We start from the raw sequence: 23477 nt of genomic DNA, 5'->3' as shown, positions 1-23477 counted from the left end.
GTATGAGGCGTTTCCTGGTAGTAGGTTGCGGTGGTTCGGGAGCAGTCACGCTGTCCTACATGATGGATCAGCTGCGCTCTGATCTCGCCGCCGCTGGTATCGAAAAGATCCCTGCCGGCTGGCAATTCGTGAGCCTCGATGTGCCGACTGCTCCAGAGACTGGGCCCGACGGTCTCAACAACGTGCGCGATCAGGGCGGCACATATTTCGGAAGCGGGCCGCAAGGAGATTCATATGCGGTCCTGGACAACGCACTCTCGAACCAGCTGGTCGCGCGTCAACAGTTGAGCTCGATCGCCACGTGGGCGCCTCGCGATCCGCGGAATGTGCCTGTGCCGATCGGTTCTGGCGCAGGTCAGTTCCGGGCTCTCGGCCGCATGATCACGTTGAGTAAGACAACCGGGATCAGCGAAGTGTTGCAGCGAGCTTGGGACACACTGTTCACGGTGGCGACCGAGACCGAAATGCGCGCGCTCGATGTCCCTGGTGGTGGTTCGTTCGACCCGGGCGAGTCCCCGATCGTACTTGTGGTCTCTTCAATGGCCGGCGGTGCGGGAGCGTCGATGGCTTTGGACGTCTGCCGACTTCTCACCCTCGTACCCCGTCTGGATCCTCGGATGATGGGTGTGTTCATGGTTGCCCCCGACATTTTCGACGGGTTGGGCAAAAGCGCCACTACCGGGGTGAGCGCCAACGCCCTCGCAATGCTCGGGGAAATCGTCGCGAGCCAAATGGGTTCCGCGCGTGAGCACGACGTTGCGATCCTGAAAGCTTTGGGCCAGCAGAACGGTGACGGAGCCGAAGTGCCCTTCGCTCGGGTTTTCCCAGTCGGCCGCCGAGTCGGAACCGAAGGCGCACCGTTCGGTGACGGTTCGCAGAACGCGATCTATCGCGGTCTGGGGCGAGGTCTCTCGGGTCTGATGATGAGTGGTGCCGCTACTCGGCAGTTTATCCAGTACGACTTGACCAACGGTGGTGGGTTGGCGGGGTTGCGCGAGCACATCGGATGGGGCGCCGGGGCATGGGACAGCCTGCCGTGGGGCACTTTCGGGTTCTCGAGTTTGAGTATGGGCCGCGACCGGTACGCCGAGTACGCCGCCCAGCGGCTCGCTCGCAGTAGTGTCGATCGACTGCTGGACGGTCACCTTCAGCGGGGTAACCCGGCGTCCGATGAAGAGCAGGTCAACTCCATCCTCGACAGTCAGTGGCCGTCGATCCTGGCACGTGTCGGACTGTCCGATCGGAATGCAGGAGGTGGTGCTTCACCTGCGAATGTCGGTGGATGGATTACCGGGACTGTGTTGCCTTGGGATGAGGTTGGTCGGATGTCTCGCCAGATCGTCGAAACGCAACTTCGCCCGTTCATTCCGTCCGGGGAGGGCATGAACGCCAAGCAGTGGGTTCCCGATGTCCACCATGCTGTTCGTGGGCGTTCTACGGCCTTGCGGACAGCGTCTGACAACGCCGCACTTCTGTACGCTTTCGGGTGGCAAGATCGTATCGTCCACAACATTGAGTCTACGGTCGCCGAAGCCGTGGCCACTCTCGGATTGCCATACGCCACAGCCATTGTCAATCGTATTGCGGTCTATCTGCGCGACGTTATCCGTCCAGCCGCCGAAGATCTGTCGAAGTTGTCACCTGCAGACATCGCAGCTCCGACGCCCGGCGTAACGGGAACCCTCGCAAGCCTCAACGGTACGATCCCGATGAGCCGAGCAGTCATCGATTCTGTGGTCGTCGAATATCAACAGAATGTCAATCGGCAGATATATTCGACCCTCTCAGGCAAGGTCCGCGACGTTGCGGCAGCGCTGGTCCCCGAGATCATGACGCCGCTGTTGACTGCGCTCAACGAGTCTCAGACCGTGTTGCGAATCGCGAGTAAGTCGCCGGCTATCGATGTCGGGCTGGCACGATTGGAGACAGATCAGTACGCAGCGTGGCCGTCCGATGCCGCGGAACGTGTTCCGCAGCGATTTGCCGAGGCCAACAACGAGGTCATGCTGACGCCGTCATCGGAGTTCTTGTCGCAGTACCGAAGTGACCTTCCGATGGCGGTTGCGGACGACTCAGCCGTGCCACCTCCATTCGAATCTGCCGTCCAGATCGCAGCGAGGCGCGTCGTCACGGGACTCTGGCCCACGACTGACGGCTCGCGAGCGCCGGGCCAGGTCGTGCCGTTGATCGAACGGACCGCGACCTGGCGATCCAAAGCGTTTCCAGTCAATCCGTCAACCAACGAAGCGCTCATTCCCTCGGCTGCTCGCTACGACATTCACTTGCGTAGCGGTGAGTTGCTAGGACGTGCCAGGTCATATGTTTCACGGACAGGCGAATCTTTCGACCGGTTCTGCAAAGTCACATTGCGGGACTACATCGTGGCGGCCGGCGTGCCAGAATACGAACTGTCGCAACGAACTTCGCTTCTGATTTCGAAGTTCGGTGAAGCGCTTTCACTGGCTCGTCCTTTGGCCAGCGTCAACCAGCAGGCAATGGAAGCGCTCCATCCGGGTCAGCAGATCGCCTACCGATACAAGTTCTCCGCTGTGCCGTTTCTCAACTTGCCCGTCTCGGACTTGCTGGAGCAGGTGATCAGTCATAATCCGAAGATCGACCGTGAGACCGCGGACGGCTTCGGTCGTGTTCTGACTGACGAGGGCGGGCTCAAAAGGCTCGACATTTTTGGTTCGTACCCGAACTACTCACCGCTTGCTTACGACTCGGTACTCAAGCCGGCCGCGAAACAATGGGCTGACTCGACGCCCTCGCAGCAGGAGGCGTTCTGGTCTATGCGCCGGTCCAGGCCATTGGCAGCCTCGTTGCCGATGCACGAGAACGAGCGCCGTGCGATGACGGCAGGCTGGTTCCTCGGCTTGGTGCTCGGTCGGATCCGAATTCCAGCGCCGCCTTTTATTGAACCTGTCCGCGTGTGGTCAGCGTCCGACAGTGCATGGCTGGACTTCCCCAATCCGTTGCTTACACCTCCATCTCGTTTCGGCGCTAACAACGACTGGTTGCCGGCCGTCCTCGAGTCGGTGCTGCTGGCGATGGCTCAGTCGCATCAGCAGCCGGTGATGTCCTCGCTGTATCCGTATCGGGCGCTGAGATCGATTTATGATGCGACGCTGGAGGATCCGGCGCGCGGGATCAACGAAATCTCAGCAAAGGCCGCGATGACGGACTGGCTGCGCACAGGCGACACACAAACAGGGTGGCCATCAGCGGTACCTGAGTCCGGCCACGCTTCCACGATTGAGGAACGCAGCGCGAAGACTATCGAGTGGCTCGATCGCCTGAACGCATTTGCCGGCCATCACTACATGGCTCCAGGAGAAGGCGGAGCGGCCGGGGGTGGCACCTTTTCCCTGATTACATCTAGGGGTCAAGCTGCCAAGACCCCGATTTTTCGAGACCTCGCACCAGACGTCTTCTGGGCCACGGCCGAGTTGTCGTCGATGGTCAAGGAATGCGAAGAGGCAGCGCTCCGGCCGGTTCAAACCGGCATTCCCGCAATGCCTTCGGCCGGTTACGGAGACAACGACATCGTGATTCCCGACTTAGGACAGTTCTGACATGAGTGTGTTGACGGTTTTTCTCGCGTCGAACGGGCCGTCCGACGGCGTACGTGACGTCCTCACGGACCTGTCGGCAGCGGGGCTGCTCGACCCCTTCTTGTGGATCGACGAAGATGAAGGACTCTCCGGTGTCCCGGGTGTGCGTGCCCTGTCGGTCGAAGGCGGTGAGACAGCCAAGGTCGCATTACAGGACGTATTGGCGTCGACGAGGGTTGCGCGGGTCAGGCTCTGTGTCCTGGTGCCCTTCATCGAGGGTGCTCGGACGGTTCGAGTCGATTCCGAACGTGCGGTGGCGGATATGCTGGTGTCCAACTCGGGTAGCGCGCAGCTGGTTCGAATGAGGATGATACTTACTCGCGGTGGTTTACGGGTGCCGGACTCGGCGGCTCCGGCCCTCGCGGGTTGGCACAATCTGTTGATTGCTCCCGAGGATTCGAATGGTCCAGGCATGGGTCACGTATCCCTTTTCCCGACTACGGACCCGATCGAGATCGGACGAAGCGCGGCTCCGGTTGTCGCCGGAATCGCCGGTTTGTGGGCTCACGTTCATCATGCCCCGTTTGACGACATCCATATCGTTCCGGGCGATGCGATTCGCCTGGTGCGTTCGTTCTATCGGAGGTTGGAGACGTCGGGTGCCGAGCACGATCTGCGGGAGCGAGTACTCGATATAGGTGGGCCACTGCCGCTGCCTTTGGATGCGGGCGGCAGCGTGGTCTATGTCGAGGACGTTCCCTTGGCTACCGGGACGATGGCCCAGAACCTGTGGACAAAGCATCGCGGCATGCTCGTCGGGGTTCGTGTGCCGAAACCAACAGACGTGGGGTCGCAGGCGATCGGGCTGTGGCGAGCGTTGGTCATGTTCTTCAGTTTCATGGGTTCAGCTCTGCGCAACGCTCCGATGGCTTTCTACAACCGAGTGTCGAAGGGCATTTCGGGAGCTGTCGCGTCAACGGTCAACTCAGCGGTATTCGGTTCCGATTCATCTGCGTACACGATTGTCGTCAACGGTGTGGGACCCGATGGGCGTTCGGTGAAGTGGAACGATTTCAGTGAAGCGTCCCATCAGATGATGACGGCATTGGATCCAGGAACCGAGAGTCGTCACCACTCCGCAGCCACAGACCTCTCGAGGCTGTGGAACGACTATTGCGCTGGCGCCTTGACTTTGGCGGATGCGGGTGAGCGGTCACAGGGGTTGACACCCATTCAAGTCGGTGCAAATCGCGCCGTCATTCGCACTGCCAGCGATATTGTTCCGGGCAGGGCTCAACGATTCACCGAGGTACCAGGAATCATCGCGGCTAGTACCGGCGTCTCGAGCTTGGACGCTCACGACGTGCTGGCTATCTCCGAATTCCGTTCGCAGTTGCGTGAACTCGAGCAAGATCAAGTTCTGGGCTTGGAAGCTCGTCGAACAGCCAGCGCAGTCGATGCTTGGGGGCAGACCATTCGACGTTCGTACGGATTCGCTTTCGGCCAGATTCTGGCAGGCGGAATACACGCGGCACGTACAGAAGTCAGTGGCTTACTTTCGAGGTTGCGGGCGCACACCGGATTCGAGGACCAGTCCGAGGGCATAAGGATGCGTCAGCGCAGTCTCGCTCGATGGGCACAGGTCATCACCTTCGTCACCGTGCTCATTCTCGGCACTGCAGGGTACGCGACCTACCGTGAAGCGTTGCTTTGGTGGCATCTAACGCTGATCGTGTTGGTGACTGTGCTCGTTTGGTTTTCCAGCTTGTTCATTCTGTTCAACCGAAGCCAGCAAGAACTGTTCCAGATGATCAACAGACAACGAAGAGCTGCGGGTGAATTGGAAGCGGATCAGGTGAACCTTCGCACCGCACTGCGCGACTTGGATCGACTCTCCGCTGCCTATCGCCAGCACGTGTCCTGGAGTGCAGCACTCGGCTCCTTCTTGTCCGAGCCTCTCGGACGGGCGCCGGCAAGGTCGGGGTCGACGCGTCAAATCGACTGGGGGCTGCCACGTTCTGCTGGGATCGGATCAGCGCGACCGGCGCCGGGTCGAATTGCCGAGGTCGCCGAACGACTACGAAGTGAACTATTCACAGTTGGGTGGATGACGTCACCGTGGGACGGATTGACTCGCTCCGCCGGCGATCATGTGGGGGCGCTGGGTCTGGATGTTCGACAGAATCCGGAACTGCTTTATACCAAGCAGGGCACCGGTTCTGGTTCAGCTCTTGACGTGTGGTCTGACAAGTTGGCGGCCGGTGACGTTGTGCTGGACGGTGCGGATGTTGTCTGGGAACGAGCATTAGAAGAACTCGCCGGACCCAAGGCGTCTTTGATTCGCGACCTGGTGGCGTCGGTCGAGGTGCATGACGAGGGGCAGTCGACGATGCAGTCGATCGACGGTTTCATGGCCGGTGTTGGAGTTTCGGGTGAATTCGCGGAAGGCGGATACTTCGATCGGACGATGCTCACGGATCTCGCCTCGACAAGTGGACGCGCGGCGGTATGTGGTGGGCGAGCGAATCAGGTGCGCCTCGGACTGGGATTGATCGCGGTCACCACTCAGTTCAGTGAGGGTCTGTCGCGCGAGGAACTCGAATTCGGTGAGCCGTCCACAACCGTAGACGATGACTATTCGTACGAGATTCCCGTGTCTCCTGATTCTGAAGCACTCGGCGGATTCGGACGTTCGTCCATTGAATCACCTGTTTCCGATCCCTTCCGGGCGCCGTCAATTGACGGCATGAACTTCTGAGGAGTCGAGCGATGAGCGGTCAGGTGCTTGAAGCGCTCCTCCAGTGGAGGACGGGTGCAATTGCCGAAGATCAACTTCAAATCGGGGTGATCAAGGATGCGCATCTCACTCAGATTGCGCGCTCCAACAGGCGAACCACCTCGGAGATCGAATCGATGCTCCCACGCACGGCCAAACCAATGGCCGGCCACATCGCGAACGTAATCGCGGGGGTTCAAGAGAGCGGTTCGGACCGCGACGCAGCGAACCCGGCGCAGGTTTCGCAACCTGCGGAGGCAGTTTCGGCGCCGGCGTCGCCGATCATCGGCAACACGTTGGATCTGACGTCCGACGATTTTTGCGAATTCGACTACTCGACCGACGGGACAAGCGATGCCAAGTTACAGGCGAAGAGGTCCCGGGGTGGGTACCGCATCGCGTGGGAACCGTTTCAGGTCGCCGGAGATCAAGTAGTCGTCTATCGCGTCGTCTCCAGCGAAGAGCACGCCGCATACAAGCCAGAAGTTGGGGAATTACTCGGGTCGACCACGGAAACTTCGCTGACTGATTTGCGGCCACCGAGTTCTGCGGTGCGCTTTGTTCAGGTCTGGTGTCACGTCGGGCGAACTGTCGCCGATGCCGCCTCCGAGCAGCCGACGTTGTTGGGCACCGCTCAGATCATCAGTCCAGTAGTGGATTTGGCGATCTCAGAGGACGAAGGCACCATCATTGGTCGCTGGGACACTTGGCCGGGCGTGACAGTCGTTCGCGTGATGAGGACTTCTCTTTCGGGCGCCCTCGGGTCTGCCGGTCAGGTTCGACTTCACCCCGACGACGACAATCTCGGCGGGTTCGTGGACTCTACCGCCGAGCGTGGTCAGCGCTATCTATATCGGGCGATCTGTGAAGTCCCGGTTGGGAGCGGTACCGAGCTGTCTCCGCCAGTCGAGGAGGTTGTGCAGGTCTCGGTGATTCTGTCACCGGTACTCGATCTTTCGGTCGATACCTACGGCGACGCCGACGAACCACGCTTCGATCTGCAATGGAGCAGCCCTCCAGTTGGCAAGGTTGTCATCTACCGAACCGAAACAGGCCCGAAGCCGGGTGTCGAGGAATCGGTTTTGGCGGAGGGGGCGTTGGAGGCGTCCGGCGGGTTGCCGAGTGATGCTCGCCTGATTCATCCGATCAAGGGTGCACAAACCGGAAACTGCGTGATGGCCGAGGTGTCGTGGCCGCGTGGGTGGACGCGCGCTTACTTCACACCAGTCACGACGCTCGACAACGCGGTCCAGGTTGGTAAGACAGTAACTGCCACAAGACCGTTGGGCGCCGTCCGGCATTTGCGTCTCGTAGAACGCTGTGCCGAGCAACTGCTGACCTTTGCCTGGCCGGAGGGTGCAGCAGCCATCGAGGTTCACGTCAGCAGTCGCGGCATGGATTCGGCAAGTGCGCTGGCACAGCCGGCCGGCCATGAAATCTCAAGGAGCAGATACGAGCGGGACGGGGGTTTGCATTTCCCATCTCAATTGCCCGCCAACGGTTGCTCGGTGCACGTAGTGCCCGTCTCGTACACGGCGGGTAACAAGGTGTTGGGTGCCCCGAGCGGAGTCGACTATCCAGGACTCCTTCGCGTGCAATACGACATCATCGCGCGCAGCGCAGGTTTGGTGCTCGACATTGCATTGGCTCCGGAGCGCGACACGCATGGTTCGCCACCATTCATCCTGGTCTACAACGCAAATCGACTGCCGCTGAGTTCGATGGACGGAACCGCGGTCGATGTGTGGGCAGCGGGCACGGACGGAGGTGGGCGTGCGAAGCAGTTCCAGCCGGTACAGCTCAATCGAGCGGACCGGGGAGTGACGTGGAGTGCCGACGTTCGAGGACTCTACGGTTACGTCCGTCTCTTTGCCGATCTACTGCCGACGCATCGAAGCACTTTTGCACTGATCGACCCAGCTGTCGAGAAGCTCTGGGTTGACGGACGCGAAATAGCGGGCGGGCAAACAGGATGACCACTGGCGGCTTCTCGGAAACCGACTTCACGACCGGAGCCCTGGCGGGCGATCAGAGAGCAGTCCCTCGTTTCGGTCAGTTGACATATACGTCGTTCGATCGACCGACGGCTGGACGGGGTCAGGTACTCGGCGGCTGGCAGGTCAAGGCTGTTGCAGGCGGGCTCGACGAGTTCGAGCAAGATGCGGTGCGCGTCGGTATCAACACCCGGTTCGAGACTGTGGTTGCGCTACCGACGTTTCCGACGCAAGAAGAAATCGAAGGTCGGCCACGGCGTTTGCACTACGGCCCACTGATCGGCGACAGCGTCGCATATTGGCATTCTGTGCAGGCGGGTTCCGACGCATCGGGTCGACCAGGCAACGTCTTTGTGCACGTGCTCGTCGATCGAGCCCCACTGCTTTCAGCGCTTCGCAGGCCGATTTCGCTGTGGCGCTCGTCGGGGTGGTTGACACCGTTCGGAGCAGAGCTCGTGGCTCGATCCGAACTCGTCGAGACAGAGCCTTTTCCGGAGGGGGAGGTCCTCGAGCTGTCGAGGATCGTGAACTTCGTGCTTGATCCGGGTGTGTGGCGGATCGGCGTGCTCTCTGTGTTGCTCGATGCCGTTCACGAAGCGATCGTCAAGCGGGGCACTGTCATTCTCGGCGTCGAGGATCCGGATCGTGGCGCGTTGTGGGTTGGCGCGGTGAGTGCCTTGATGGCGTCGTCAGCTGCTGCGCGATTCTACTTCTCGACCTACGAACGTCACCCAAGTCGGGAAGACCTCGAAGCATTGAACGCGCATCTGGTGTGTGTGCCGATTGAAGATCTTGCGGAGCTCGAGCTCCCGGGAAGTGTTGTCGTACTGAGCGAGCTCGAGACACCCTCGTTGGGCGAGTTGGATAGCTCGGACGGAGCCAACCACGAATCTCACCGCACCGAACGTGATGCAGAAGTCGAGGTGACGGAATGGTCGGTCTTAGCGCAGACGGTATTTCTGGACCCGGATACCGCAGTCGAGGCGTTGACGCAGTTGGATGACATCGCTGAAGCCGGCCCTGTTTCCATCGCTGAAACCGCGTGGCCATTGGCCGAGCTCGTCATGCGCAACGACATCTTCAGTGACGCTCAGAGCGAGGCACGCCGTGTGATCGATCGCGTTCAGGCACCAGTTCGCCGTATCGGATCCGAGCAACCGGTGGCTCTGTCGATTGCGCAAACCGGAACCGCATATCACGGATCTCGGCAGGACCCATTCGACGGTAGCGGCGGAGATGCTCCGTCAGTCGTGCCATCCGGCGCGATTCAACAGGAACAACGCGTTTCGGAGGGGTATCTTGGCATCCTCGCGATGCCGAATCTCACGCCGGAGCAATCCGAAGCGCGATGGTTTCGATTTCTCGGAATCGTTCGCGAAACCCCGGGATGGTCGACGAGAGGCTTCGATTTCCGGAACATCTTTGGAAGGCTGGACGCTCGGCCGACTCCCGAGCTGCTACGAACGGTGCAATCGGTCGCCCATGGTTTCCTCGATCAGCTGAGTATCAAGGCAATGCCTGCGCGGTCGGCTAATTCGCAGTCGGTGGAGATCGAAATCGTTCGTTTCGCTGACTTGATCATGAACGCGGGGTTGTTCGACGAAGGGATCGAAGCTCCCGTCCGGGCACTGATTGTCCGTGCGGTCGTTCCTTTGCTTCTCGATGAGTCGACAGTGCAGACATTCACCGCTTCAGTTGGTGCGATCAGCGTTCCGCTACGACAGCTGATCCGTGGGTGCGTTGTCGACGAGCGAGTGAATGGGTCATTTACTGTTCGGCCACTGGGCTTTCGGGTACCTCGTGCAGCGATCGTATGGATGCTGCCTACCGAAGATGTGCAAATTGACGGTGGGATTCGCGGTAACGCGACGGCGGTTGAGGAGCCGACAGTCGCGTTGGTGGCGGACCTGGTACTTCGTACGGTCGCGGATTCACCTCGCTGTCACCTAGGCGAGTGGTCTCCGTTTGTGCCTCTAGCGCTGTGGCGGGTGCTGTGGGAGAGCCGAACGAAGAATGACGCTGAAGCGGCCCAGTCGTACTTTGTAGGTGATGCGACGAGTTTGTTCTTGCCGGAGTACCTGCTGCACGAAGATTTGTTGACTCTTGCTCAACGATTCCCCGATGTTGTTCCTCCACGATACCTACAGTCGACGATTATCTCATCGCGGCAACCGCCTGAAATCGGTTTCGTCTGTGCGAATTTGGTGCGAGAAGCGGAGGTCGGACGATTGGCGTTGACGATTGGTCTGCGTGATGTCCACGGCGACGCGACGGCGCTGTCCTGGGCGCACGTACGACTGGTTGATCGATGGGCATCCTCGGGATTCGCGGAGTTGGAGCGGGTGGTGGACCTCATGCGCCCGGCGCTGATCAGCTTCTGCCGGATGAACGCCGCGGAGATCGCTGAATTGTCGAGAGACGTTCTGGATCGGTTGGTGGTGTTGCTTTTCGCTTCACGCTGGGCGCGCGATCGATGTGCTGCGCCACATGTTCCATTTGTGGGTGACGCACAGATCAGCGGCTTGAGACACTCGATTCTGGGGCCGAGCGACTACGCGAGATCGAACATCGCCGAGCTGATCAGGTCAGGAATTATCGATCGTGAGTGGCTCCTGGTGACCGTGATGTTTCTGACGGACGGCGCCCCAGGGCAGGCACGCCGTCGTCCCGACCTATTGACCAGTCTGGGGTTGGGTAGCGAGAACGGGGCCGGGTTGTTGGAATCCTTGGCGCGGGAATCGCTCTCGGATCTACGGGGGTTCGGCGATGAAGTGTTGTCCCCGATCGCAGATATGTTTCGTCAAGAAGTGCGCCGCAGGCCGAATGTGGATTCGCAAGCCGCAATCGCAAAGTACCGACCTTTTGTCTGGCAATGGTTCGAGCACTTGGTTATGCCCACATCTGAATGGGAACATTCGCAAGGCCCACTGGGTCGTCTCGGAAAGGACAAAACCTGATGCCTGCATATGTGCTTGATGGGGCTGGGAGAGTAGATCTCCCACGCCGGCCGTTGGCTGTCACTGCCGACGCAGGAGCAGTTAGTATAGAGCTTTCGGCGACGGCGCAATCCGGCGGATCGGCGGGTGCCGTGCATCCGCGGGCGGGGCTGATGATTCTTCCCCGTATTGCCGACGTGACAACCGTGTCCGCTCGACCAGGAAATGGACTCATCGCGTTTCCTCAGGGAACGATTCTGCGTGTGGCGATAAGCGTCGACAGTCAGAACGACCCGGATCCCGATCGTGCGGAACTTCGTCCAATGGATGTTTCGGGTCTGCATCGTGCCGATCTGGCAATTATCTCGGTGGGAGTATCCTCGCTTGAAATCGCCTCGAGGCGAACGGAAATCGATGTGGCCTTGGGTGAGTTGGCGGCAGTCGCGCGATCGAGTGCCCGTGGCGTACTGCGCACCGATCGACTTCGTGATGCCGATGGATACGCGGTGAGCATTGATATTGACAGTTCTATGTCGATGCTACCGAGATTCGATGATTTCAGTGCGGCGGCGATCGTCGATCTTCTGGCAGGTGTGTCCACCGTGCTGGGTGACACCGCGCCGATGGTTTCGATTCTGGGCGTGCGGTTGAATACAGTTCCCGAATGTGACCTGCGTGAGCTTCGTTCGGTCGTACAGGAGGTTTTGGATTCCGTACCCCTGGGAGTTGGATTCCGATCCGTACTTTCTGCGCAGGCAGCAACGGTGAGGCGCATGGTCTACACGATTACCGACGGTGTGCCTGCGGATCTCGGTATCGCCGAGGCTGATCCGCTGATCACCCGTGTCCTGGTGCTCCTTACGGAAGCAGTTCCGGAGGTTGTTCCTACTGGCGCTTCTATGGTTGTAATCTCTCCGCGGGTCGTATCGACACTCGCCTCGGACCCGAGTGAATTATCCCGGGTTGTAACACAATTACTGTCACCAGTCATGACTGGTTCGAATCCGGGTGGTTTCTCGTGAGTAAATGCCCACGCTGCTTCGTCAGCCTGACGCCTGATCACTTTGCCTGGACGCTGGTGTCTGGTACAGCTACCGAGGCGGACCCGATTGCCGGGGCATTTCATGGTGGTCAAGTTCTTTCACGCAAGATCGTCAAACTGCGTCGACCGGCCGACGCCCACGCGGGCTGGGCGCCCCCGCCGCAATATGCCGAACTCGAACTCGGTGGACCCGCCCGCGAAGTATGTCCAACATGTCACTATGTCCTCGTCGACGGGTGGCGAAATGCACAAGTCACGTGTATCGCGATGGCCGGTGCGCGAGCGACGGGCAAGACGGTCTACATTGCAGTACTGATCAAGCAATTGCAGTTGCTGGGAGAATCTTTCAACGCCGTAGTCGAACCATTCGACAGCACAACGGAAGCCACGTATCGAGATCATTACGAAGCGCCGCTGTATGAGGCTCGTGGAATCCTGGAAGCCACCCCAGCCGCCCACACCGGAAATCCCTACCAGCGTGACCCGTTGATCTTCAGCCTCGGGCATTGGAACAACGTGTCCCAGATCCTGGTAATCCGTGACGTTGCGGGAGAGGATCTCGAGAACCCTGAGAATGCGCGGGCCCCATGGCTCCAGTTCTTCACACATGCCGACGGCGTACTTTTCATGTTCGATCCACTCAAGGTGGAGGCGGTCACCAACCAACTCCACGATCTCTTGCCTTCACAAGAGCGTGTCGGCGGAGATCCCAGGACGGTACTTCGCACTGTCCTCGGGATTGTTGGGCTGGGCACTCCCAATTTGGCTATTATCTTGTCGAAATTTGATGCACTGCAAGCCCTTCAGTACGTAGAAGGCAGCGAGTGGAGTCGAATCATGTCGAATCCGGGTGCCGCGTTCTCACGTGATTTCAGTCTCCGTCCGGCCCCCTACCACGACGGTGACGGCCAGCTTCTCAACCAGGAGGTTCGCAGTCTGCTCAAGAAGCTCGACGCAACGCCAATGGTGATGTCGGTGGACCAACCTCACACAGGTCGTCCATTGGCCAATCGATATTTCGCGGTCTCTGCATTGGGGGAGTCTCCGGTCGGTGACCGTTTGCATGCCAGCGGAATTACGCCTTTCAGATGTCTCGATCCGGTTCGCTGGGTGCTCGCAACCCGCGGCGTGTGGCACTGGCAGTGACCTCATGACTCAATCGGTTCCTGGGGCGAGTGCACCTACGAGCTCCCAGATTCTCGATTTCCTCCTCGAAGCGGGTACTTGGCGAACAGGCCTACTAAGTCTGCTGCTCGACGCCGTCGGCGCGGCAATGGACGGTGGTTCCGTTGTCGTTCTCGGTGTACGTGACGACACCGTAGCCGGGCTGTGGCGTGGAGCGGTGTCGATGTTTCTCGCTCCGAGTTCGGCCGAACAGTTCCGATGGCAGCACGCGGAGGGCCGTGGATCAGTGGGCGAGGAAGTGCACCTCGTTACGGTCGCGCTCACAGAGCTCACTGGATGGGCAGAAGCGAGCACCGGGGTGGTGATCGGCGAGGAGGACAATTGCAGTCTCGGGGAGTTGTCGGTCGACGGCCACCAGACTGAACGCGGGATGTCCGTGACCGTCACCCAGTGGTCCCTGCTGGCCGAGGCTCTGATCGTCGACCATGAAACTGCGCTTGCAGCGCTCGCTCTTCAGGAGAAGATCGATAAGAAGTTCGCAGACGAAAGTGTTTATCGATTGTGGCCATTGGCGATGACGGTGGCATCCACACCGGAGATGCACGATTCCATGTCCAGTGCGGCGAATGTCATACGCGCGCATTCGCCAAAGTCACTGTGTGGCGAGTCCGAATTGTTCAACATCGCAGTCGGAGCTGTGGCAAATGTGTACGGCCGCGAAAGTGCAGCCATGTGGCGCGACCAAATGGTCGCCCCGGCCATTCCTGAGCCGGTAGTGGCGAGTACGGCGGTCACTTCCTCCGGCGGCGTAAGCGGCAGTGAGGCTACGGATTCTGTTGCCAGCCAATCGAAACTCCGCAGTCTGGTGATGGGTGAGGTCATGGACCTTTCGCCGGACGCCCTTCGATGGGGTTGTTCGGTGTCGTGGACGCAGCCGGCGGTGAACTCGCTCGAGGTCGACGTCGTCGTGTTCCTCCTGGACGAGAACCGCAAGGTCAGCAATGACGAGGATTTTATCTTCTACAACGCTCCGGTAGGTGGGAACGGGGCCGTGAAACTGTCGGTGCTGCGCCCTGACATGCAGCGTGTGGATCTCGATCTCGGCGTGTTGGCCTCGCGGTATCACCGAGTGGCGCTGGGAATCGTCATCACCGGTGAAGGGTCGTTCAGTTCCTTGAACCCTTTGCGAATGATTCTGACGGACAACGAGGTCCCGATTGCAGACTCGTTCTGTGCGCACGGTACCACTGAGCAAGCGATGATCGTCGGCGAGTTCTACACCCGAGCCGGCCGCTGGCGTGTGCGTTCGGTATGGCAGGGCTTCGACGGAGGACTTGCCGAATTGGCAACATCATACGGCGTCGTCGTGGACGGCCACGGGTGATCGAGACAGCTGTCCGCCGTCTGACCGCGATAGGTGGATACCTGGCCAACCCCAATTCGGCGTCTGTCTTGGTGGTCACGATGATGCCAGTGTTGTCGGTGATCGCACTCGGATCCCTCGTTTGGCGTCCTCTTGGATACATATTTGCTTTGTTCACACCCATCTACGTGCGAAACCTGCACCGCTGGATCAAATCCGGGCTGCAGAGGCTCGGTTCGAGAACAGGCGGCGGCACGACTCGTCGGGTGCTCACCTATGCAGTCCTTGTGGTTCTGGCCGGAGCACTGTCCATTCCTGTGGTGCAAGTGTTCTTCCGTGGCGATCTCGGAGCGATGTCTGCTCCATCGGTCGTGGCAGAGATGACCGACAAATGGAGAGATGATCAGACGCCACACGCAGTCTACGGCGCCACGCCGACGTGGCCGTCGTACGCACCTTGCCAGTTCATCCAGTCCTGGACTGGCCCGACCGCGGCCAGTTCCTGCTACTCGACTGTAGGGTATTTGCGATTGTGGCAGATGCCTACCGCGGTGCCGATGTTGTTCTCTCTCAGCATGATCTACGTTCTTTTCCCTCTCGCTCTGGCCAGATTCGGTCATCGCAACAAGTAGCCCGAGGATTTACTCGCAGGCATTGACCCGAGGATTTACTCGCAGGCATTGAAATGGATCGGTATGACTAAGAAGTATTATCTTGCGCGCCTAGCGGGCTCACGTGTCGATGTCTTGGCGAAGCTTCCAGGATCGGTTGCCAAGCAGACAGCGATGGGGTCGGTGTTGTTGACGACCGCGGGTTTTGCGGCGATCTCGGCTGCGTACGCGTTGTCTATCACCGGTATCGCAGCTGGATGGGCGGCCATCGCGGGTGGTGTGGTGTGGGGACTTGCGATTCTCAATCTCGACCGACTCTTGGTGATCGGGTTATCGCACGAGAAGCGAATCGGCCGTAGTTTGATGCTCGCAATTCCTCGGGTCGTGTTGGCGATCGTCATCGGTTTCGTCATCTCAACTCCGTTGATGCTCAAGGTATTCGAGAGTGAGATCGAGACGCAGCTCAACCGCAATATACTCGCCTCGCAGGAAGAATTGCGGACGGATCTCAAGGATTCGACGTTGAGTTCCGACCTCGCGGACGCGGAGGCGCAACTGGCTCGAATGCGCGCACTAATCAATGCGGGGCCTACCGCCGATCCGGCGGCAAACCCGGAGGTCGGATTGGTGCAGGCGGAGATAGACCAGCTCGGGGCGACCGCCTCAAAGCAGAAGGCAGATGCCGACAGTGCGCGCACACGAGCGCTCGCGGAAGAAGAAGGTTCAGCGGGTACCGGCGTGCCAGGATGTGCGGCGTTGTGTCTCGAGAAGAAACGACTCGCCGAAGACGCCGAGCGATTGTGGCAAGACACTCTCGAACAAATGAAGGTCAAGGAGGGCGAGAAAGCCAGCATCATCGAGCGGCTGAAAACGACTCTGTTGGAGGAAAGTACGAAGGCCGTAGCCGACGCGGAGAAGGATTTGCCGACTGCGGAGCAGAGTGTCGAGACGTTACGTTCTCAGGTCGACAGCGCACAGAACGGTTCCTACGCACTTGAACAGGCGAACAAGGGAATTATCGCCCGACTCAAGGCACTCAACGACCTGTCTGGTAGCGACGGAACGGCGAGCATGGCGCACTTGGCAGTGTCTATCCTCTTCATGCTTGTCGAACTTCTTCCGGTTTTATTCAAGGTGATGTCGAATGCGGGAACCCGCACGCCCTACGACGAATTGGTAGAAGCCTTCGAAGAGGAGGAAAAGCGTGATGCGACCGAGGACATCGATACCCGCAAGCGAGTGGCAGAGTTCCGCAGGGACGCCGAATTCGAGGCTGAACAAGATCGCATAAACAAGCAGCAAGAGACTGTTCTGAAAGTCAACGAGACCGTAGTCGCGCATCAAACGGAAGTTGTCGACGACGCTCTCGAGCAGTGGAGCCGTCACGCGAAGCGGGTATCTGCCGAGCGACTGAGGGAATGGGAGAGAGAGCTGGTGGGTGGACCACCAGTCCGGCCTGATGGCCACTCCGGCGCCGAAAGTGACCAGTCGAATTCTCGGATTGAAACGTCCCAGCCTGCCGCCGAGCAGACTGCCACGATGTGGCCGTTGGCTGCGACAGGACCAGTAGTGCTCGACAAGCCGCATGCTTCTTCATCCATCGGCACTGCCAGTCGAGTGGGCGGAAGCTACCCGCAAAGTCCCGCGCCAGGCGGTGTGTCCGCCGGTCCGTTGCCGCACTGGATGTCCGACACGACGTGGGCTAATGGCCCAGCAGCGCATCTGCAGCCACCGGAGTCGATGCAACAATGATCGAAGATTTCGAGATCGAGACGATGATCCGATCCCACATCGACGTTCGGTCCCTTGCGGATGATGGCATGTCACAGACTTTCGAATACATTGCACAACTGACTGACTGGTTCAGTGACGAGTGCGCCCGTCGGCCAATTTTGTCGGACCTGCTTGTGCTCAGCGTTTCTCGCTCCGGTGGAGGTGCATCCTTCGACAGTCTCGTGGACTGTGTTTACGGCCATCCAGGGCCAAGGCGCCGAGATAAGGACTTCAGAACCGTGCTGTCAGTCGTTGTCGGTCCGGCTGACTCGATTCTTGCTCGCGCAGGCGATAGTGGGATCGACACGTTGACACCTTTGCTGGTTTGGGTTGTCGGGGACGGCTCGACGGATGCGTTGCTCACGGTGCATGAACGGTTTGATGCCATGACCCGTCGAACTGTGGCGGACGAGTCAACATCCCCACTCATGTTCATGAGTACCTGTCAAACATTGGTTCATCAGTTGGTTCGAGGGCTGATACGCGGTGTTCCCTCCCATCACGATTCTTCGTGTGGCTCGTTGGTAGAAAGCGCTTCGCTGAGTGCTCAGATGCGGGGTGTCGGTTATGCAGTGTCGTGATTGGAGAGATCTGTGGAGAGTCAGGGTATGAAGGTCGATATCGCTGAACTGAGCGTTCTCCGTAGTTTTGTTGCGCCGGACGGGAATCCGTCCAGTGAGGTTAAGGCCCCGAAAGGGGTTGGACGAGGATTTCGCTGTCTTTTCCGCGAATTCGACAATGCACACGGTGGTGCCGTCGCCAATGTTCAATCTCTGATCGATTTTCGACAGAAGTTGCCGCAAGCCGAGCGAGCGACGCTCGATGCGCTATTTCTGTGGCCGCTGGCGTTGGTCGAATCAGAAGGTCACTCCGTCGGATACCTCACCGCGGTCGTCAAACCACGTTTCGAAGAGCGCGTACGCACTCCGCATTCGGGAGAGGTCACAGTTCCCCGGACACTGGACTGGCTGAACAATCCTGATCATGCACGCGCTGTGGGTGCCTCAGTTGTGGTCGAATCACACGACATTATTCTGCGAGTGGCCTATTGCGCACAGATAGCGCGAGCGATTCATTTCGTGCATTCTCGCGGGGTAGTGTTCGGCGACCTCGGTCCCTTACAGGTGGTTACAAGTGATTCACCCATCGACGTGATGCTGGTCGGAACAGAGTTCATGCGTGTCGGGGGATTCTCTGGAGAGCAACAGAGGGTGCATTCAGTGGGCATGTGCCCGACTGAATGTGCCCGCGGGCAGACTGTGCACGACGTTGGCACTGATCGATTCAAACTTGCCGCGTTGTTCCGCCGCATTCTCGGTGAGGCCGAAGAGAGTCCGGCGCCTTTGTTCTCGCTGGGCGCCCGGATCGACAATGAGGGAATCGGTATGTTCGACCGAGGACTCGGGACAGACCCTCACGCTCGACCGTCGGCTTTCGAATGGTACTCGTATCTGTATTCCCAAACTGTCTCACATTCTGCCCCTCCGGTGATCGAGATGTTCGAGGTGCTTCCCGAACACGGGTTGCGCTATCAGTCCATCGAAGTCACTTGGCGCGTTAGGGGGCATCGACGGCTGAGTCTCGAATCGCCTTGGGGTGAAGTGCATGCGCTCGGAATTGGTGCGTCGCGGCACCGGCTGACGTTGAAGCAATCCGGTCAGTTTCGTCTCGTAGCTTCGAATGGTCACGGTACGACTGAGCAGTCGACCGATATCGTGTACGCCTTCGATCCGCCGGCAGTTAGATTTGTCGAAGTTCCGGAATTGGGCGACATTGCGACGGCGATGACGGGGCTCGATTCGACGTTCCTCGCGGAACAGGTTGTGCAAGGCCCCGAGTTCAACTGGCTCGACGGAAATTTTGGTGCAGTGGCCCTCCCAGAGCTACCGCGACTACCAGAACTTCCACAGTTCGATTCGGTGGAAGTTCCACTGCGCCAGATCGATTGGGAAGGACTGACCTCCGTCGTCGATCACGCAATGCGTACCGCCGAGAAGGAAGCCCGCTACGGCAACGCTGGTTTGTTGCTTCTTCGGCGGCGGGCCGGTGTGTTCTTCAGCCGCGCGAGATCACTCGTCGCGACAGTCGCCACCGCCCATCTTCGAGTTCGAACTCGTCGGCGTAGCTCCCGACGCCACTGAGCTTGGGAGTTGTGGTCGTGTCGACGTAGAACGTCCACACCGCATCCGCGCGGGCTGTAGTTTCCGAGGTCACGTCCACGGCGATCGCCGTGGTGACGTGACGCGTGAACGTGCCAGGCCCTTGAATTCCGGCCGCCCTGCGCTCGACTACTCCAGCAGCAATTTCTTCACGGCCACGTCGTACCTGTGCGGGGATACCGCGATCGGAATTGGCCGGCATGTTCCATTCGGCCCCGCGGGTGAACTGCTCCACGTAATCCTCGACCGAGCCGGTATCGGCAAGATGTGCGATGCGAGCGAGCGTTGAACGAATCTGTTCGGCAGGGCCCTCGGGTTGCATGCTGTTCTCCGTACGTGTGGGTGCTGTGGTGGATCGCAGGATATTGCCCGTGGACCGACCGAACACCGAGGCGTTCCAGTCAGTGGCAGCAGTTAAGAGAAATTCAGATCACCGTGAGTCCAACTATTTCCCCGATATCAGGGGAAATGGTTGAGTATCCCCTGAAGGCAAAAGCCTTAATTCCGACCGGGAGGTTTCACACCGTGTCCGTCGCTCCTCGATGTCGGCTCTGACTTCTTCAGCGCCACAACGACTGTCGTAGCAGCTCGCCTTTCTGAATTCCCGGGAGTGAGCATGTCGGAACGACACTCTTTCCCATTCTCGCAAGCGTGTGCCCTGAGAGTGCATAGCTGCGCACCTATTACGAAGGACAACACCTCCGTGAACTCGTCTCTTTCGACGGCCGGTCTCGACCGCCGTGCCTTCTTCCGTGGCAGTGCGATCGCCGCATTCGCCGTCTTCGGTAGCGGCTCACTGGCCGCGTGCTCCTCTGCAGTCGGCGAACAACGCTCGGACGCAGTTGAATCAGTCGAGCCGGTTCGAGGTGGGACGCTCGCACTGGCGATACCGGACGACGTCAGCCCTGCGGCACTTTTGACCAGCACCACCGTTGCCGGTGTCACGATATCCGGGCTCGTGTACGAGACCCTGACCCGCTATCCACTCGATTCGGTAGTGCCACAGCCAGTTCTGGCCAAGGCCTGGAAGCTGTCCGACGACGGGTTGACGCTCACGCTCGATCTGCGCGATGACGTCACCTTCCACTCCGGCCGGCGCTTCACCTCCGCTGATGCGGAGTTCTCGCTACGCACCTATGCGGACCCGAAATTCTCGGCCCAGCTCAGGAGTACTGCGGCCGCCATCACCGGCTTCGACTCTTCGAATCCCAATACGCTGGTTCTCACCCTTGCACACCGAACCGGGAACATCTTCGATCTTCTCGATCTAGCGCCGATTTTCGACCCCGAAACGTTCGACAAGGCGGTGACCGGTGAATCCTTCGTTGGAACGGGCCCTTTCGTATTCACCTCACGCACCCCGAACAGTTCCATCTCCTTCGATCGGAACCCGGACTACTGGGTCGCCGAGCGGCCGTACCTCGATCACGTGGAAGCGCGGATCGTTCCGGACGCCCAAGCGCGCCTGACATCGCTGAAGTCCGGACAGGTCTCTCTTGTTGCTCCGGCGTCGTTGCCCTTCCGTGACTCACAGAACTTGGCCAAGACCAGCGGGTTCGCGACAACCTCGATCGAGGGTGCGGAATTACAGATATACCTGGGCGCAAACGTCACCGCCGACGGTCTGACCGATGTGCGGGCACGAAAGGCGTTGGCCTACGCGATCGATCGTGATCGCATCATGAGTGAGGTGTATCGCGATACCGGGTATGCGGCCAATCTGCCGTGGCCGAAGTCGTCGCCCGCCTACGACGCTGCCAAGAACGCGACCTACACCCGCGATGTCGGCAAGGCGCGCGCCCTGGTCGGCGATCTGGGCGCACTGCCGACCATTCCGTTGACCTACACAGGAGCGAGCCCGGATTTCGAAGCCGCCGCGCAGATCGTGCAGGCCAATCTCGCCGAGGCAGGGATCCGCGTCGAGTTGGACCCTGTCGAGGCATCCATCTTCGTCAAGCAGTTGATCGGCGCTGAGTTCAAAGGACTTTGGCTGACCAATCACACTTTTGCGCAATATGTTCCGTCAACCCTGACGGTCAGCGCCTACCCGTTCAACGCTGCACACAATGCCTCGAAGTTCAGTTCGCCGGCGTATTCCGCCGCAGCGGAGGGTGCGTGGCAGGTTCCCGACGGTTCGAGCGATGAGGCAAAGAAACTGTATGCCGAATTGGGCACGCAACTGTTGAACGAGTTGTTCTTGATCGAGATCGGTGTTGTCGTGCCGCAGGTATCGGCGGCCGAGACCGTTCGTGGTCTGGCCTGGACAAAGGGTCGCCAGCCACAATTCGCCAACACATTCCTGGCGTAGGGGATTCGATGATTCGTTACATTGCGGGGCGACTACCGTCGGCGGTGGTGGTTCTCTTCCTCGCGTCGATATTGATCTTCTCGGTGATGCGTCTGGTGCCTGGCGACCCCGCGTTGGCTCTCGCCGGCCCCGATGCAACTCCGGAAGCGATTGCAGCCATTCGTCATTCGCTCGGTCTCGACAAGTCGATTCCCGCGCAGTACCTGACCTGGATCGGCGACGTACTGATATTGGATCTCGGGCGTTCGTTCGTTCTCGGCGGCCAGATTTCCGATCTGGTGCTGGCGGGGTTGGGGAACACCGCAGTTCTGGCGGGAAGTGCGTTGCTGCTGGCCGTCGTGTTGAGTCTGGTGCTCAGTGTTGCGGTGGTGGTGTGGCCGAAGAAATGGCTGACCTCGGTGGTGAACCTTCTGAACACTCTCTCGATTGCTCTGCCCAACTTCGTGACCGGTGTCCTTCTGGTTCTCGTCTTCGCGGTGCTGATTCCGGTTCTGCCATCCGGTGGTGTTCCACCAGGTGGGTATCTCGCTCGTCCCGACATCACGTTCCAGTACCTGTTGCTGCCGTCACTGTGCCTCGCACTTCCTGTCGCGGCCGCTCTCACCAGGTTCCTGTCCGAAGCGCTGCGCACCGAGATGGCGCAGCAGTACGTGATCACCGCTCGCGCAGCCGGTGTGCCACGGTGGAACTTGGTTACACGCAGTGCATTACGCAATGCACTGCCAACCATGCTCACCGTGCTCGGAATTCAGACCGGGCACCTTCTCGGCGGAGCCGTACTGGTTGAGGCGATCTTTGCCTGGCCTGGCATCGGCCAATTGATCGAGCAGGGAATCGGTCGGCGGGATTACCCGGTGGTGCAGGTGCTGCTCCTGCTGTCGGTCACGATCTTCGTTCTGATCCAACTTCTGACCGACATCGTGCATGCCTACCTCGACCCACGCATCCGAATCGGAGGGCAGCAATGACGGTGGCCGATCAGTCTGTTGACGAAAGGGTTTGGCGATCTCGTCCTGTGGGCGCTGCTCTGACGCACGGTCAGGGGCTGGCGGGTGTGTTGATCCTGTTGGTCATCGCAGTAGCGGGAATTGCTGCTCCACTGTTGACCCACTACGGGCCCAACGAGCAGATCGAGGGTGCAAATCTGCTGGGGGCCAGTGCACAGCACTGGTTCGGAACAGATCAGGTCAACCGCGACGTCTTCGCTCGTTCGCTCCACGGAATCCGGATCAACCTCGTAATCGTGCTCGTCGCGGTGCCAGTGGGTGCGATCATCGGTTCACTCGCAGGCCTGGTGTCGAGTATCAATTCGGTGGCAGATGTCATCGCACAGCGGATCTTCGATGTGATTCTTGCCTTCCCGCTGCTGATTCTGGCGATCACGTTGGTCGCGATCACGGGGCCAGGAGTAGCGCCGGTGATCGCGGTGATCGTGGCTGCTGAAATACCCTTGTTCGGGCGCCTGGTGCGAACGACGGTGTTGAAGGTGCGCGAACTCCCGTTCATGGAGTCGGCCGAGGTAATCGGTGCGGGGCGGTGGTGGGTACTGCGTAAGCATGTGCTGCCCAACGCCGTAGAACCGCTGGGTGTGCAGATTGCGCTCTCCATGTCGGTTGCGGTGTTCGCCGAAAGTGCGATGAGCTTTCTCGGAATCGGCGTGCGCCCGCCGGATCCGTCTCTCGGTTCGATCATCGCGGGCGCCATTCCGAACCTCGATGCCAATCCGGCCTACGCGATCGGACCGTTGGTGATCGTCTCGGCGCTGGTCCTGAGCTTCCTGCTGATCGCCCAGGGACTGGGCAAGGCCCACCGAATCTGAAATCGCCACCGCCACCA

At 59.6% G+C, this 23477-nt stretch carries 14 protein-coding genes; 13 read left to right on the top strand and 1 reads right to left on the bottom strand.

The features are described 5' to 3' along the window. Positions 1–2 precede the first annotated feature (2 nt). From A0W34_RS19510 to A0W34_RS19460, 10 genes are all read left to right on the top strand, one after another. On the top strand, positions 3–3575 hold the full coding sequence (locus tag A0W34_RS19510; protein ID WP_081558837.1) for a tubulin-like doman-containing protein: 3573 nt from the start codon (positions 3–5) through the stop codon (positions 3573–3575). Position 3576: 1 nt separating this feature from the next. After that, entirely contained in the window at positions 3577–6312 is a 2736-nt protein-coding gene (locus A0W34_RS19505) for a hypothetical protein (protein WP_081558134.1), read from the top strand. A gap of 11 nt (positions 6313–6323) precedes the next feature. Further along, positions 6324–8306, top strand: a complete 1983-nt coding sequence (locus A0W34_RS19500; RefSeq protein ID WP_081558133.1) for a hypothetical protein — start codon at positions 6324–6326, stop codon at positions 8304–8306. After that, positions 8303–11281, top strand: a complete 2979-nt coding sequence (locus tag A0W34_RS19495) for a GAP1-N2 domain-containing protein (RefSeq protein ID WP_081558132.1) — start codon at positions 8303–8305, stop codon at positions 11279–11281. Before A0W34_RS19500 ends, A0W34_RS19495 begins: the two co-directional genes overlap by 4 nt. Beyond that, the gene (locus A0W34_RS19490; RefSeq protein ID WP_156888932.1) at positions 11281–12282 is read left to right on the top strand and encodes a hypothetical protein; all 1002 of its coding nucleotides are present in this window, start codon (positions 11281–11283) and stop codon (positions 12280–12282) included. The genes A0W34_RS19495 and A0W34_RS19490 overlap by 1 nt, the downstream gene beginning before the upstream one ends. After that, the gene (locus tag A0W34_RS19485; protein ID WP_081558131.1) at positions 12279–13448 is read left to right on the top strand and encodes a TRAFAC clade GTPase domain-containing protein; all 1170 of its coding nucleotides are present in this window, start codon (positions 12279–12281) and stop codon (positions 13446–13448) included. Before A0W34_RS19490 ends, A0W34_RS19485 begins: the two co-directional genes overlap by 4 nt. Positions 13449–13452: 4 nt before the next feature. Then, the gene (locus A0W34_RS19480) at positions 13453–14811 is read left to right on the top strand and encodes a TerD family protein (protein WP_198035662.1); all 1359 of its coding nucleotides are present in this window, start codon (positions 13453–13455) and stop codon (positions 14809–14811) included. Further along, entirely contained in the window at positions 14808–15422 is a 615-nt protein-coding gene (locus tag A0W34_RS19475; RefSeq protein ID WP_081558129.1) for a hypothetical protein, read from the top strand. Before A0W34_RS19480 ends, A0W34_RS19475 begins: the two co-directional genes overlap by 4 nt. A 63-nt stretch (positions 15423–15485) precedes the next feature. Beyond that, positions 15486–17153: a DUF4407 domain-containing protein gene (locus A0W34_RS19470; protein WP_081558128.1), complete on the top strand. Its 1668-nt coding sequence runs from the start codon at positions 15486–15488 to the stop codon at positions 17151–17153. Between the two features lie 629 nt (positions 17154–17782). Beyond that, on the top strand, positions 17783–19315 hold the full coding sequence (locus tag A0W34_RS19460) for a hypothetical protein (protein ID WP_081558126.1): 1533 nt from the start codon (positions 17783–17785) through the stop codon (positions 19313–19315). Here the strand turns inward: A0W34_RS19460 and A0W34_RS19455 are convergent. After that, positions 19230–19655, bottom strand: coding sequence for a nuclear transport factor 2 family protein (locus tag A0W34_RS19455; RefSeq protein ID WP_081558836.1), 426 nt, complete (start codon positions 19653–19655; stop codon positions 19230–19232). The two genes, A0W34_RS19460 and A0W34_RS19455, sit on opposite strands and share 86 nt — an antisense overlap. A gap of 381 nt (positions 19656–20036) precedes the next feature. On the opposite strand from A0W34_RS19455, the gene A0W34_RS19450 reads away from it, so the two are divergent. From A0W34_RS19450 to A0W34_RS19440, 3 genes are read left to right on the top strand one after another with little or no spacing between them, the layout of a single operon-like run. Continuing rightward, complete coding sequence (locus A0W34_RS19450; RefSeq protein ID WP_232329887.1) at positions 20037–21641, top strand: ABC transporter substrate-binding protein; 1605 nt, start codon at positions 20037–20039, stop codon at positions 21639–21641. An 8-nt stretch (positions 21642–21649) separates the two neighbouring features. Further along, on the top strand, positions 21650–22609 hold the full coding sequence (locus tag A0W34_RS19445) for an ABC transporter permease (protein ID WP_070160158.1): 960 nt from the start codon (positions 21650–21652) through the stop codon (positions 22607–22609). A 47-nt stretch (positions 22610–22656) separates the two neighbouring features. Then, positions 22657–23460, top strand: a complete 804-nt coding sequence (locus A0W34_RS19440) for an ABC transporter permease (protein WP_232329886.1) — start codon at positions 22657–22659, stop codon at positions 23458–23460. The last annotated feature ends 17 nt before the right edge of the window (positions 23461–23477 follow it).

This window comes from Rhodococcus sp. BH4 (assembly GCF_002079265.1).
Classification (GTDB): Bacteria; Actinomycetota; Actinomycetes; order Mycobacteriales; family Mycobacteriaceae; genus Rhodococcus_F; species Rhodococcus_F qingshengii.
This window is presented reverse-complemented; position numbering and strand designations above follow the sequence as displayed.